Genomic DNA, 13,085 nt, shown 5'->3' with positions numbered 1-13,085 from the left:
TGTGCACGATGTCGGCATCGCGTTTGATGGTCAGGTACCGATAGGCATCCATTCCACAAGCTTAAGGCCGACCCGACCCGACGACGATCAAAGAGGGCGGCAAATCAACGGCGCCGGCAGGATAGGGCGCCAACCATTCGCGCGAGAAGGGCCCAACTCAATGAGTGACCCGGGTACCACGCTGCTCGGCCGACCGCTCGACGACCCCGACCTGCTGGCCGCGACGGCCGGCGCCCCGAACTACCCGATCCTGCCGGACGCGACGGTGCTGAAAATCGGCGGACAGTCCGTGCTGGACCGGGGTCGGTCCGCGGTCTACCCGCTGATCGACCAGATGGTGGCGATCAAGGCCGAGAACCCGTTGTTGATCGGCACCGGCGGCGGTACCCGGGCCCGGCACGCCTACACGGTGGGCACCGGGTTGGGTCTGCCCACCGGGGTGCTCTCCGACGTCGGCTCCGCGGTGGCCGGGCAGAACGCCCGCATGCTGGGCTATCTGATGGCCCGTTACGGCGTGCCGACGGTCGGCAACGAGGCCTTCAGCGCGCTGCCGCTGTACCTGGCTGAGGTGCACGCGGTGATCTTCCCCGGCATGCCCCCGTACGGGATGTGGCATCCCACCCCGGAGGAGGGACTGCTGCCGCCCTATCGCACCGACGCCGGGGTGTTCCTGATCAGCGAGGTGTACGGCTGCAGGCAGGTCATCTACGTCAAGGACGAGGACGGCCTGTACACCGCGAACCCGAAGACCAACCCGGACGCGACGTTCATCCCGCGGGCCACGGTGGATGAGGTGGAGGACATGAAGCTGTCCGACGTGGTGGTGGAGCGCCCGGTGCTGCAGATGCTCAAGTCGGCCCGCTACATCCGCTCCATCCAGGTCATCAACGGACTCAAGCCGGAGTTGCTGCGCCGCGCGGTTGCGGGCGAACACGTCGGCACGATCATCAGCGCGGACTGAGGGAGACGAACATGACCGGAGAGTTCGGGGTCAAGGACGTCGAGTCCACGCTGGCCCGTCAGACGTTGTTGGACGCCGATCTGGTGCGCCCGGTGAACCGGGACCCGATCCGAATGCTGCCCTGGCTGGACGTGGTGGTCCTCGGTGGCCGCTCGGTGATGGACCGCGGCGGTGACGTGGTCACCGGCCTGGTCCAGGAACTGCGCAAGGCGATGAAGACACAACGGATCCTGGTGCTCACCGGGCCGGGCATCCGCGGCCGGCACGCGCTCGGCGTCGGCCTGGACCTGGGGCTGCCCACCGGCGTGCTGGCCGGGCTGATTGCCGCCGAGGCGGAGACCAATGGACACCTGCTGGCCGGATTGCTGGCCACCGATGGGGCCTCCTATGTGCCGCACGCCACCGCCGCGCATCAACTGGCCACCCACCTGGCGGCCTGCCCGTTGGCGGTGTCCAACGGTTACCCGCCGTTCGGCCTCTACGAGCCGCCGCCGCCGGCGGGCAAACTGCCTCGCTTCGGCTCCGACGCGGGTGCCCTGCTGCTGGCCGACACCTACGGCGCGAACCGACTGATCTACGTCAAGGACGTGGCCGGCATCCAGGACGCGGACGGCAAGACGCGCAAGACGATGACCACCGGCGAGGCGGAGAAGTTGCGCACCCTGCCGGTGGAGCGCACCGTGCTGGAGCTGATGGAACGGGCCAAGCACGTGCGCAGCGCCCAGATCATCAACGGTCTGGACTCCGGCGCGCTCACCCGGGCGCTGGCCGGCAAGAAGGTCGGCACCACGCTGACCGCGGACTGAGGGTCAAAGAGCGTCGCCCCGGAGACAAGCTCCGGGGCGACGCTGCGGGGCCTCGACTGCCCCTCCGTCCCGGTGAGGGTGTCGATACGCGTCATCGCTGATCGCGTTCAGCGGCGCAAGCGCCCGCTACCGCAAAGTAACTGAACGTCTCGGAGTTTTCTTCCCCGACTCACGTGACCCTTTTCACCTTGGGCCGTACGCGCTATCGACCCATCCCGACGTCCGCCCCGGAGCCGTGTGGAGCGGCCGACAGGTCCGCCTCGGTGCCCGCGGCGGTGACCTCCAGCAGCGAGTCCGAACGCATCTGTCGGTGGTGCTCCGCGGCGCCGCCGCGCACCCCGAACAGCCGCTTGGCCACGATCAGGTACACCACCACCGCGACGTTCAGCACGAACGCGCCGATCTTCGTCGGCGTGGCGCGCTCGAACATCTCGTAGACCTCCAGCGGCAGGAACGCGGCGGTGGCCACGACGGTCAGGTACTCCGCCCAGCGGCGGGCCAGCCAGAGCCCCACCGCCTCCACCCCCTCCAGCACCCCGTAGGCCACCAGGCCGAGCGCCACCCAGGTCAGCGTGGTCTGCGAGGCGTGCAACGCTTTGGTTGCCTCCCGAACCAGCACGGAATGGTCCAGGTCGATGCCCAACCGGTCGGCCAACGGCTTGGCCGCGGGTAACGCGTCATTGAACGAGCGACGCAACGAGGTCTGCGCACTGGCGAACCGCTTCACCCCGTAAGCGGCCACCACCAGCACCACCGCCCGAACGGCGCGTTCGACGGCCAGCAACCGCAGCAGCGCCAACTGGCGCAGCGCCTTGCCGCGGGCAGGCACCGGGGCCTGCTCGGCGGGACCGGAGCCGGCCGGTGCGCCCAACGCCCAGTCACCGCAGCGCAGGCACCGCCACGCCTCGCCCAGCGCGGTGTGCGCCCGCAGTCGGGCAGCGAGCTCGGGTTCGGCGGGCGCGTAGGTGAGGTGACCCTGCCGCCCGCACGTGCGGCGTTCTCGGCTGTCCAGCCGGATGCCCACGCGCCCTCCTTCCAACGACGGACAACGTTTGGGTAACCGTCGGCGGTGCCCACTCGCGGCTGAAAGGGACTGGATACCCGGGCTCGGTAATTTTCCCCCGAGGGGCCAAACCCCCCTGGATCGGGGTCCGAAGACCGCTGCGAGGGGGCCTTGGGGATCCCGAGGTCCCGGTCCGTCACGACAGCGTCGCCGACGCGCGCGTTGCCACACATCAGGGGAAACCAACTCATGCGAATCCTGCCCACCCGCTCCCTCGTCGCGACCTCGGTCGCGGCCGTCCTGATTGCCGGTCTCGCCGGATGCGGTAGTGACAGCAAGGCCAACGCCGCCCAGGACACCTCGTCGTCGAGCACCGGCGCGGGCGCCCCCGCCGACGGTGCGTCCTCCAGCGCTCCCAGCGACCCCGCCTCTTCCTCCGGCGCCGCCCTCACCCCGGTCTCCACCGGCAACCCGTTCGCCGACATTCGCACCGCCGCCATGCACATGCCCGATACCGCCGACGCGCTGGCCGGCGGTATCGCGAAGGCCGCCAAGTACCCGGCCACCGTCGACTCCGACGCCTCCGCGCTGCGCTCCGGGCTGACCTACCTGCTCACCGAGCACGTGTACCTGGCCGGTATCGCGGTGGCCACCGCCTATCACGCCGGGGCCGACTCCGACGCGTTCAAGACCGCCGCGAAATCGGTGGACGACAACTCCGTGGCGATCGGCGACGCGGTCAGCAAGATCGTGGGCGACGACCAGGGCAAGGTGTTCCTGGAGGCCTGGCGGTCCCACGTGACCGACTTCGTGAACTACGCAGTCGGCGCCAAGACCGGCGGCGCGAAGGGCGCCAAGATCAAGGCCCAGGCCGTCGATGCGCTCAAGGGCTACGCCAAGGCCTCCGGGCAGTTCTTCAGCAAGAACACCAACGGCGTGCTGCCCGCGTCCGCGGTGGAGAAGGACACCCTGGAACACATCAACACACTGGCCGCCGCGGTGGACGACTTCGCAGCCGGCAAGACTACTGCCTACGCGAAGCTGAAGACCGCCGCCGATCACATGGCAATGACCGCCGACGTGCTGGCCGGCGGTATCGCCAAGGCCACGAAGATGAAGGGCTCGGCGGACGACAAGTCGGCGGGCCTGCGGGCCGGCCTGACCGGTCTGCTCACCTCGCACGTCTATCTGGCCGGGATCTCGGTGTTCACCGCGTACACGGATAAGGACAGCGTCAAGGGCGCGCAGTTCAAGGCCGCCGCGGACGCCCTGGACAAGAACTCCGTTGAGCTGTCCGACGCGGTGAAGTCGGTCTCCGACGCCGCCAAGGCCAACACCTTCCTGCAGGTGTGGCGTACTCACATCCAGAACTTCGTGGACTACGCCGTCGCTGACGCCACCGGCAACGCGGCGGACAAGACCAAAGCTCTCGCCGATCTGGACGGCTACCGCACCTCGGCCGGCCAGTTCTTCTCCACGGTGACCGGCGGCGCGCTGCCCGCGGCCGCGGTGGCCGACGCCCTGAAGGCGCACATCGAGTCGCTGGCCGGCGCCATCGACTCGTTGAAGGCCGCGCTGGTCACCGGCTGACGCAGCCGGGCAGGCGCGGGATCATGAACGCATGCGAATCCCGCGCCTGACCGCCGTGCCCGTGCTGCTGCTGCTCACCGCCGCCTGCGGGAGCCACTCCCAGACAACGGAGCTGAGCGCTCCCGGGCCTACCGCGACCGCGGGCAGCGACGTCGGCATCGCCTCGTACACGCCGCTGCCCAGCGACCTGCCGATCACCGGCATGGCCACGCCGAGCGCCGCCGCGGCGACCGGTGTTGTCACCGGTGCACCGAGCGCCCCGGCGGGCGGCACCGGCGCAAGTTCCGGCACCGCGTTGCCGCCGCCGGGCGACACCAGCTACCGGATGACCGGACAGTCCAGCTTCGGCACGCTGCCGGGGAGTCTGCGCCTCGGCGTCGCCGACGCGGGCGGCGGATCGCAGACCTGGACCCTGGACGCGACCAACCCGGACGGCAGCGGGATGACCGAGGTACTCACGGTCAGTTCGGGTCCGGACGGGTTGTACCTGTCGGCCTACGAACTGCAGGCCCGTGGCGGGATGTGGCACATCGACCTGCACCTGGCGCCCGCCCAGCCGGTGCCGTTGGTGCCCAACTGGCCGCACGGCAGCTGGGAGTTCGACATGCCCTCGTCCAACGGCTGCGAGAACGCGCACACCGTGGGCACCGTGCTGCCCGCCGACAACGACGGCGCCCGGCACGTGAAGTTGGTGACCACGGCGACGCCCACCGGCCGGGCGGACTGCCCGCCGATCTCGGTCAACCGCACCCAGGAACTGTGGCTGCCCGGCACCGGCGCGACCCCCGGTCGGATCGACACCAGCCTGTCCGGCTCCTTCGGGTCGGTGAGCACCGGCGAGAACTACTCCGCCCGCAGTGACAGCACCACCTAGTGAGGCCGTCACCGGATTCGATGGGTGTTCTGCACGATTGCGGACACCGTTGGGCCGAGCGGGTGAAGATGGGCAGTGGGTGCCAACGCTCGTAGGAAGAAGGCAGCTACTGATGTTCACCCACGCGATTGCGGTGGGCCGCTCGACCGACCCGGCGATTTTGGGCGGTAAGGGCGCCGGGCTCGCGCAGTTGATGGAGCTCGGCCTGCCCGTGCCCCCGGCCTTCGTGATCGGCACCCCGGCCGGACGCGCCTACCTGGCCGACGGCGCGTTGCCCGAGGGCCTCATGGACGAGGTTGAGGACGAGTTGCGCGGGCTGCAGTCGCGCACCGGTCGAGCGTTCGGCGACGTCGCGGACCCCTTGCTGGTCTCGGTGCGTTCCGGGGCGCCGGTGTCCATGCCGGGAATGATGGACACCGTCCTCAACGTCGGGCTCACCGAGGCCGGCGCCCACGGACTGGCCGCCCGCACGGGGGACCCCCGCTTCGCTTGGACCTCCTTCGAGCGGCTGTTGGACGGCTTCGCCCGCACCGTGCGCGGCATCGCCGCGGGTCGGGTGGCGGATGCCCTGCTCGACGTCGCCCCGCACGCCGACCCGGCGGCGGCCGCCCGGGCGCGCTGCACCGCGCTGCAGCAGCTGATCACCGCCCGGGGTGCCGCCTTCCCGGATGCTCGCGGGCAGTTGCGCGAGGCCATCGAGGCGGTGTTCCGGTCCTGGATGTCCCCGCGCGCGATCGCCTACCGCGACGACCGCGGCATCGACGACGCCCCGGGCACCGCGGTGACCGTGCAGACCATGGTGTTCGGCAACCGTGACGAGCGGTCGGCCAGCGGGGTGGCCTTCACCCGGGATCCGGCCACCGGGGCGCCGGAGGTGTACGGCGACGTGTTGTTCCGCGCCCAGGGCGAGGACGTACTCAACGGTGAGTTCGACGCCCAGCCGTTGTCGGTGCTGGCCGACCGCCTGCCGCTGGCCCACTCGGAACTACTGACCGCGCTGTCCGTGCTCGAGGAGCACAGCCGGGACATGTGCGATGTCGAGTTCACCATCGAGGCCGGACGGCTGTATGTGTTGCAGACCCGGATCGGCCAGCGCAGCGGCCGGGCCGCGGTGCGCCTGGCGGTGGATCTGTTCGACGAGGGCATCATCACCGCCGAGGAGGCGCTGGCCCGGGTCGACGACGAGCAGTTGGCCGCGGCCGGGGCAGCGCGCTTCGTCTCCGAGCCCGACCCCGCCGACGTGCTGGCACATGGATTGCCCACCTGCCCCGGTGCGGTCAGCGGGGCGGCGGCCTTCGACAACGACCAGGCGCAACGGCTGGCCGCCAAGGGATTCAGCGTGATCCTGCTGCGGCCCACCACCTCGCCCACCGACGTGCCGGGGATGATCGCCTCGGTCGGCATGGTCACCGGACGCGGCGGACGGACCAGCCACGCCGCGGTGGTCGCCCGTGGGTTGAACCGTCCCGCGGTGTGCGGGGTCGGCGAGCTGTCCATCGCCGCGGACGGCCGCTCGGCGAAACTGATGGGCAAACAGATCGTCGCGGGCGAACTGGTGTCGGTGGACGGCGACCTGGGGGTGGTCAGCCGCGGGCGACGGATCACCGCGCCGGGGCAGCTCGCGGACCCGGTCCTGGCCCGTTATCTGAGTTGGCGCGAGGACTACGCGCTGACCGGCTCCGGCATCTGACCGACGTCCGGCATTCGCTCGGGCGGCACCCCGGCCGCCATCAGCCGGGCCTCCACCCGGTCGGCAATCACGGCTACGACGACCGCGACCAGCGCCCCCGCCAGGCAGTCGGACAGGTAATGCTCGCCGGAGTACACCAGGCTGAACGTCATCGCGATCGGATACAGCACGAGCACCGGCCGCCAGCGGCGGTGCACCCGGCGCCACAGGAACAGCACGAACAGCACGGTGCCCGCCAGGTGCAGCGACGGCACCGCGGCGACCAGGTCCACCGTGTTCTTGCCCTTGTCCCAGAACGCCGCCGCGGTGTCCAGGTGCAGCGGGCCGGCGCCGCGCCCGGAGATGCGTTGGATGCGGTCCAACGCGCCCTCGCGGGAGTGGTCCATGACGCCGAGCAGCCCGCCCGGCGGCGTGGGGCCGTACCCATGCATGCAGGCCGGGTTGGACGGATGCCCGGCGACCTCGGCCGGCATGCATCGGGACGCCGCCCAGGGCGGCGCCGCCGGGATCAACGCGAACAGCACGAAGCCGACGAAGGACAGACTCACGAAGCGGGCCGACCAGCGGTAGAAGTCCGCCCGGCTGCGTAGCCACAGCACGGCCGCGGTCAGGTACGGCAACAAGAAGAAGGAGGTGTAGCACAGGTACGCCGCGACGTCCCACCAGCGCACGTCCGGGTACTTGAGGTGTTCCTGCAGCCAGACCGTCGGTTCATGGCCGAAGCACAACCACCGGTCGACCTTGATCTGCGGGTACCACCAAGTCGGCATGCCGAGCCGGTAGGAGAACCCGCGCAGGTAGTCATAGGCGATCAGAACGAGCGCGAACGGCAGGAAGTCGATCACCAAGTGCGCCACCGAGCGGCGGCCCAGCGACGCCGCGGCCAGCCCGGTACCGATCCACAGCAACAAACCCTCGCGGTCGAACGGTATGCCGCGGGCGAGGATCTGCCAGACCAGCAGAGCGCCCCAGACCGTCAGCACCACCCAGCGGGTCAGCTCAACTCCCCCGCCGCGCCGCATCACGACATCATGCCCTGTTCAGACACGATCCACGCTCCGTTCACGATGCCCGGCGCGTACCCCATCCGGGCGCCATACCGGGCGCGACAGAATGGCCGGCAACCGGATCGTCGAGAGGGATCAACGCCCATGAGGAATCCGTTCGGCCGCCGGGCACGCCCCTCGGGGCAGGCGTCCGACAATCCGGAAACGCAGGGGGACGGTTGGTTCCGACCGGACCGCGGGCGGGCCGGGGACCGGGCAGCGCGCACAGCCGGCGCAACCGGTGGCGGGGAGCCGCCGCGCAAGCGACGGTTGGTGCGGGCGCTGTGGGCGGCGCTCGGCATCATCGGCGTGCTGCTGGCGGTCCTGTTCGTCGCCTATTCCCGGATCGCCATCCCGGCGGCCAACGCCAGCGCGCTGCGGCAGACCTCGCAGGTGTACTACCTGGACGGCAAGACCGTGCTCGGCCGCTTCGGTGACACCAACCGGGTGATCGTGCCGCTTTCCCAGATGCCCGAGCAATTGCGCAACGCGGTGCTGGCCGCGGAGAACCGCAGCTTCTACACCGACAGCGGAATCTCCCCGAAGGGCATCGGCCGGGCGGTCTGGGTGAACCTGCGCGGCGGCTCCACCCAGGGCGGCTCGACGATCACCCAGCAGTACGTGAAGAACTACTACCTGACGCAGGAACGCACGATCAAACGCAAGTTCCGCGAGGCGCTGCTGTCCATCAAGATCGACAAGGACCTGTCCAAGGATCAGATCCTGGAGAACTACCTCAACACCATCTACCTGGGCCGCGGTGCCTACGGCGTGCAGGCCGCGGCCAATGCCTACTTCAACCTCGACGTCGCCAGGCTGACCGTCTCCCAGGACGCCGTGCTGGCCGCGATCATCCGCTCGCCGGCCCATTACGACCCGTCGACCACCGCCGGCCTGGCCGCATTGCAGACCCGGTGGGCTTACGTGCTGGACGGCATGGTCGCCACCGGCAAGCTGAGCCCACAGGAGCGGGCCACCGAGAAGTTCCCGAAGTTCCCGAAGCAGGCGCAGAACGCCAGCCGCTACGGCGGGCAGCGCGGTTATCTGCTGCAGGCCATCGAGAAAGAACTGATCGACCGAAACCTGACCAAGGACCAGGTGGAGAACGGCGGCCTGCAGATCGTCACCACGCTGGACGCGCAGGCGCAGGCCTCCGCCGAGGCCGCGGTACCCAAGGAGTTCCCGAAGACGAAGAACAAGGGCGTGCGGGTGGGTCTGGCCGCGGTGGAGCCGAAGACCGGGCGCATCCTCGCCATGTACGGCGGCAAGGACTTTTTGGGCAAGGACAAATACGCGCAGGTGAACACCGCCACCACCCCGATCCAGCCGGGTTCCGGGATGAAGCCGTTCGCGGTCGCCGCGGCCCTGGAGAACGGCTTCGACCTGGACAGCAGGTTCACCGGCAAGTCCCCGTACGTGCTGCCCGACGGGCAGAAGGTGCAGAACGAGTTCAACACCTCCTACGGCAAGCACGTCACGCTTTACGACGGCCTCGAGCAGTCCATCAACACGGTGTTCGTGGACCTCACCCAGCAGGTCGGTCCACCCAAGATCCACGACGCGATGGCTCGGGCGGGCATCCCGCGCAACGCCCCCGGCCTGTACGACTATCCGCTGATCGCGCTGGGCGTGGCCTCCATCCGGCCCACCGAGGTCGCCGATGGCTATGCCACGTTGTGCGGTGAGGGTATTCAGGCCCCGCAGCACATCGTGGAATTGGTCAGGGGCCCCAATGGCGGGGTGATCCCGATCAAGAAGATCCAGATCACCCAAGACCCGGTGTTCTCCAAGCCGGTGCTCTCCGACACGTTGCGCGCGATGGAGTACGTGGTCAACGGGCCTCAGGGCACCGGTGCCAAGGCCCGGGCGCTGGGCCGACCGGTGGCCGGCAAGACCGGCACGCACCAGAGCCTGACCGCCTGGTTCAACGGGTGTACCCCGCAGATTGCCGCGTCGGTGCTCTATTTCAAGGGCGACGGCACCGAGTCGCTGGACGGGGTCGGCGGCCTGCCCACGTTCTTCGGCGCGGTCTATCCGACCCAGACCTGGACCACGTTCATGGCCGGGGCGTTGAAGGGCAAGAAGGTCGAGGACTTCGACATCGGCCCGGGCGTGAAGGGCACCGCGACGCCGACCCCGGAACCCACCGACACCGGGCCCCCGGTGGTGACCAGCAAGCCCACCGGCGGGTTCACCTTCCCGCCGTTCACCCTGCCGCCGTTCGGTGGCGGTGGTGGCGGCGGTGGTGGAACGCACCCCACGGCCACCGCAACCTCGCAACCGTCCAGCGAGCCGACCACAGAACCCACGGCCACCGACCCGCCGGCCGGCACGGAACCGCCGGTGGACTGCACACGTCGCCCGCGGCCGCCCGCCTGTCACGACACGGCCGGTCCCCCTTAGCCACCGCACCGTCAAGTTTTCACGAACCGTCGGGTAGCGTCTTGAGCATGGCGACGCTGCCGGTGCAGGAGTGACGGACCCAGGTGCTTCCTCACGTCGAGAAATGGTTTTTTGAGCGCACCAGCACCGTGGCCGATTGGCCGGTGGACGAACTGCTGCGCCGGAAGGCAACCACCGGGTTGTCGGTGAGCTGCGTGCTGCCCGCGCTCAACGAGGCGGGCACCGTCGGCACCATCGTGTCCGCCATCCGTCGCGAGCTGCACGAGGCGGTGCGGCTGGTCGACGAGATCGTGGTCATCGACTCCGGGTCCACCGACGGCACCGCGGCCATGGCCGCCGCGGCCGGCGCCGACGTCGTGCACGCCGACGACCTGGTGCCGCGCACCGCCCCGGTGCGCGGCAAGGGCGACGCCATGTGGCGGTCGCTGCTGGGCACCTGCGGCGACCTGATCGTGTTCGTGGACGCCGACCTGGAGCAGTTCTCCACCGACATGGTCACCGGGTTGCTCGGGCCGATGCTCGAGGACCAGCAGGTCCGGCTGGTCAAGGGTCTCTACGACCGTCCGTTGCACGCCGGCGCCACCGTGCTGCCGGCCGGCGGCGGCCGGGTCACCGAGTTGGTCGCCCGGCCGATGCTCAACCTGCACTGGCCGGAGTTGGCCGGCATGGTGCAGCCGTTGGCCGGTGAGTGGGCCGCGCGCCGTGACCTGCTGGAGCGCTTGACGTTCCCGTGTGGCTACGGGGTGGAGATCGCCGTGCTCATCGACACCCTCGCCGACAGCGGGCTGGACGCCATCGCCCAGGTCGATCTGGGCATGCGCCGACACCGACACCAGGACGACGCATCCTTGGGCCGGATGGCCGTGCAGGTCTGGCACGCGATGCTGGCGCGGCTCCCGGATGCCACCAGAACCGAGGACACGGCGGGGTTCACGCTGACCCAGTTCCAGCGGGAGGCGGGCCGCGTCACCCCGCGCATCCACGAGGTGAACCTGAACGAGCGGCCGCCGATGGCCAATCAACCGGAGTACGTGCGCCGTCAGGTGGCCGCGGGTGAACCCGCCGCGCCGCGTTCGTGCCGTAGTTCCTCCGGCAGTAGGTAAGTTCCCGACAGTTCCTGACGCCCCATCAGGTGCTCGACGGTGCGCACCACGTCCACCGACGCGGCCACGTCGTGCACCCGGGCGATGTTGCCGCCCGCCGCGCCCAACAGGGCCAGCGCGGCCAGTGAACCGGCGTCTCGACCGCGCGGCGGCCTGTTCAGGATCGCACCGAGAAAATCCTTACGGGACAGGGCAAGCAGCAACGGCCGGCCCAGCGCGCGCAGCGCGTCCAGCCCGCGTAGCACCGCGAGGGTTTGCTGCGGGGTCTTGGTGAAATCCGGGCCGGGATCGAGCACGATGCCCTCGCGGGGCATGCCGGCCTGCACCGCCCGTTCCATGCGGGTGGCCAGGAAGGAGACCACGTCGGCGAGCACGTCGTCGTAGAGGTCCGGGTCCTGCAGGCGCACCTTGGGCCGGGCCCGATTGTGCATGATCACCAGGGCGGCACCGGCCGCGCCGGCCTGGCCCGCCACCTCCGGGTGGAGCAGTCCGCTGACGTCATTGATGATGTCCGCGCCGGCGGCGAGCACGGCGTCGACCACCGGCGGCTTGTAGGTGTCCACCGAGATGAGCACGTCGGGGTGCGCCCGGTGCACCCACTCGACGATCGGTACCACCCGCTCGATCTCCAGCGCGGCCTGCACCTCGGGCTGGTTGGTGATCGCGGATTGGCCACCGATGTCGATGACGTCGGCGCCGGCCGCGACCAGCCCATCGGCCAGCGCGATCCGGTCGTCGAGCGTGGCGTACTGCCCGGCGTCGGAGAACGATTCCGGCGAGGCGTTGACCACGCCCATCACCAGCGTGCCGGAAATCTGCCGGACACTCCCCCGGACGCGCAGTGTTGCGGTCATTCTGTGCCCATTCAACTACGTGACGGTGCCTCAGATGCCCGGCGGTGGACGCGGTCACTCATAGGTAGATCCTTTCCGCCGGCCTGGACCGCATGTCCCCGGGCGGGGCCTTTTGGGAGACTATTACGGGCGGCTGGCCCAACTCCTCCTGGACCAGGGCGACCACGCTGCCCGCTCCCAGGAACGCCACGCCGAGCCACAATCCGGCCCGGGTGCCCGACGCGCCCTGGGACAGCGCCCCGGCCAGCACCGGACCCACCGCCTGACCGACGCTGAAGCACACCGTGGCGATCGCGATCCCGGCCGGCACCTGAGCGGGCGGCAGCCCCCGGCGGGTCAGGTGGGTCACCGCGGTGACCACCGCCAGGAACGAACCACCGAAGCACACCGCGGAGACGTAGTCCGCAGTGCGACTGCCGGCCAGCGCGGGCGGCAGCACTGCGCCCAGAGTCGTCAGGGCCAACACCACGGACAGACCGTGGCCGCCGCGCAGCGCGTTGAGCACCGGCCCCCAGGCGAACCCGGTGACCACCCCGGCCGCGCCCAACACCGCCCAGAACCCGGCGATGGTGTGCGGTCCGGCCCCGTCGGCCTTCAGATAGGCCACGATGAACGTGATGTAGGCGATGTAGCCCGCGCCGAAGAACGCGTAGGCGATGAACGAGGGCGTGAAGTCCCGAACCGGCCAGCCGAGCACCCGTCGAGCCGGCGCCGGGTGTACGTCCGGGCAGCGCAACGCTGCGGGGATCGCGGCG

General features: G+C 70.0%; 11 protein-coding genes. 7 read left to right on the top strand and 4 right to left on the bottom strand.

The window, feature by feature from the left end:
• Window positions 1-160: 160 nt before the first annotated feature.
• Window positions 161-961 carry a hypothetical protein gene (locus VGJ14_18160; protein HEY2834352.1) on the top strand — a complete coding sequence of 267 codons (801 nt, stop codon included), beginning with the start codon at window positions 161-163 and terminating at the stop codon, window positions 959-961.
• 11 nt (window positions 962-972) lie between these two features.
• Window positions 973-1,767, top strand: coding sequence for a hypothetical protein (locus VGJ14_18155; protein HEY2834351.1), 795 nt, complete (start codon window positions 973-975; stop codon window positions 1,765-1,767).
• Window positions 1,768-1,969: 202 nt separating this feature from the next.
• Here the strand turns inward: VGJ14_18155 and VGJ14_18150 are convergent, their stop codons facing one another.
• Entirely contained in the window at window positions 1,970-2,791 is an 822-nt protein-coding gene (locus tag VGJ14_18150) for a DUF2127 domain-containing protein (protein HEY2834350.1), read from the bottom strand.
• Between the two features lie 228 nt (window positions 2,792-3,019).
• Between VGJ14_18150 and VGJ14_18145 the strand changes: the two genes are divergently transcribed.
• From VGJ14_18145 to VGJ14_18135, 3 genes are all read left to right on the top strand, one after another.
• Window positions 3,020-4,360, top strand: coding sequence for a hypothetical protein (locus VGJ14_18145; GenBank protein ID HEY2834349.1), 1,341 nt, complete (start codon window positions 3,020-3,022; stop codon window positions 4,358-4,360).
• 31 nt (window positions 4,361-4,391) lie between these two features.
• Window positions 4,392-5,234: a hypothetical protein gene (locus VGJ14_18140; protein ID HEY2834348.1), complete on the top strand. Its 843-nt coding sequence runs from the start codon at window positions 4,392-4,394 to the stop codon at window positions 5,232-5,234.
• Window positions 5,235-5,346: 112 nt separating this feature from the next.
• Window positions 5,347-6,924: a pyruvate, phosphate dikinase gene (locus VGJ14_18135; protein HEY2834347.1), complete on the top strand. Its 1,578-nt coding sequence runs from the start codon at window positions 5,347-5,349 to the stop codon at window positions 6,922-6,924.
• Here VGJ14_18135 and VGJ14_18130 read toward each other — a convergent pair.
• A complete protein-coding gene (locus VGJ14_18130) occupies window positions 6,897-7,946 on the bottom strand; it encodes a phosphatase PAP2 family protein (GenBank protein HEY2834346.1) in 1,050 nt (349 codons plus the stop codon). The two genes, VGJ14_18135 and VGJ14_18130, sit on opposite strands and share 28 nt — an antisense overlap.
• Before the next feature lie 129 nt (window positions 7,947-8,075).
• Between VGJ14_18130 and VGJ14_18125 the strand changes: the two genes are divergently transcribed.
• The gene (locus VGJ14_18125; protein ID HEY2834345.1) at window positions 8,076-10,373 is read left to right on the top strand and encodes a transglycosylase domain-containing protein; all 2,298 of its coding nucleotides are present in this window, start codon (window positions 8,076-8,078) and stop codon (window positions 10,371-10,373) included.
• Window positions 10,374-10,456: 83 nt separating this feature from the next.
• Window positions 10,457-11,476, top strand: coding sequence for a glucosyl-3-phosphoglycerate synthase (locus tag VGJ14_18120; GenBank protein ID HEY2834344.1), 1,020 nt, complete (start codon window positions 10,457-10,459; stop codon window positions 11,474-11,476).
• Here VGJ14_18120 and folP read toward each other — a convergent pair.
• The gene (gene folP, locus VGJ14_18115) at window positions 11,413-12,330 is read right to left on the bottom strand and encodes a dihydropteroate synthase (GenBank protein ID HEY2834343.1); all 918 of its coding nucleotides are present in this window, start codon (window positions 12,328-12,330) and stop codon (window positions 11,413-11,415) included. The two genes, VGJ14_18120 and folP, sit on opposite strands and share 64 nt — an antisense overlap.
• A gap of 58 nt (window positions 12,331-12,388) precedes the next feature.
• On the bottom strand, window positions 12,389-13,085 hold a 697-nt coding region (locus tag VGJ14_18110), incomplete at its 5' end, for a YbfB/YjiJ family MFS transporter (GenBank protein ID HEY2834342.1).

The sequence above is a fragment of the Sporichthyaceae bacterium genome, from assembly GCA_036493475.1.
In the GTDB taxonomy this organism is placed as follows: Bacteria; Actinomycetota; Actinomycetes; order Sporichthyales; family Sporichthyaceae; genus DASQPJ01.
The sequence above is the reverse complement of the archived record's forward strand: the minus strand, read 5'-3'. Positions and strand labels throughout refer to the sequence as shown.

What these genes read in the sequence shown, in the direction of transcription:
- VGJ14_18160 (HEY2834352.1), top strand. Translation starts at nt 161, where the DNA reads ATGAGTGACCCGGGTACCACGCTGCTCGGCCGACCGCTCGACGACCCC.
- VGJ14_18155 (HEY2834351.1), top strand. Translation starts at nt 973, where the DNA reads ATGACCGGAGAGTTCGGGGTCAAGGACGTCGAGTCCACGCTGGCCCGT.
- VGJ14_18145 (HEY2834349.1), top strand. Translation starts at nt 3,020, where the DNA reads ATGCGAATCCTGCCCACCCGCTCCCTCGTCGCGACCTCGGTCGCGGCC.
- VGJ14_18140 (HEY2834348.1), top strand. Translation starts at nt 4,392, where the DNA reads ATGCGAATCCCGCGCCTGACCGCCGTGCCCGTGCTGCTGCTGCTCACC.
- VGJ14_18135 (HEY2834347.1), top strand. Translation starts at nt 5,347, where the DNA reads ATGTTCACCCACGCGATTGCGGTGGGCCGCTCGACCGACCCGGCGATT.
- VGJ14_18130 (HEY2834346.1), bottom strand. Translation starts at nt 7,946, where the DNA reads ATGCGGCGCGGCGGGGGAGTTGAGCTGACCCGCTGGGTGGTGCTGACG.
- VGJ14_18125 (HEY2834345.1), top strand. Translation starts at nt 8,076, where the DNA reads ATGAGGAATCCGTTCGGCCGCCGGGCACGCCCCTCGGGGCAGGCGTCC.
- folP (HEY2834343.1), bottom strand. Translation starts at nt 12,330, where the DNA reads ATGACCGCAACACTGCGCGTCCGGGGGAGTGTCCGGCAGATTTCCGGC.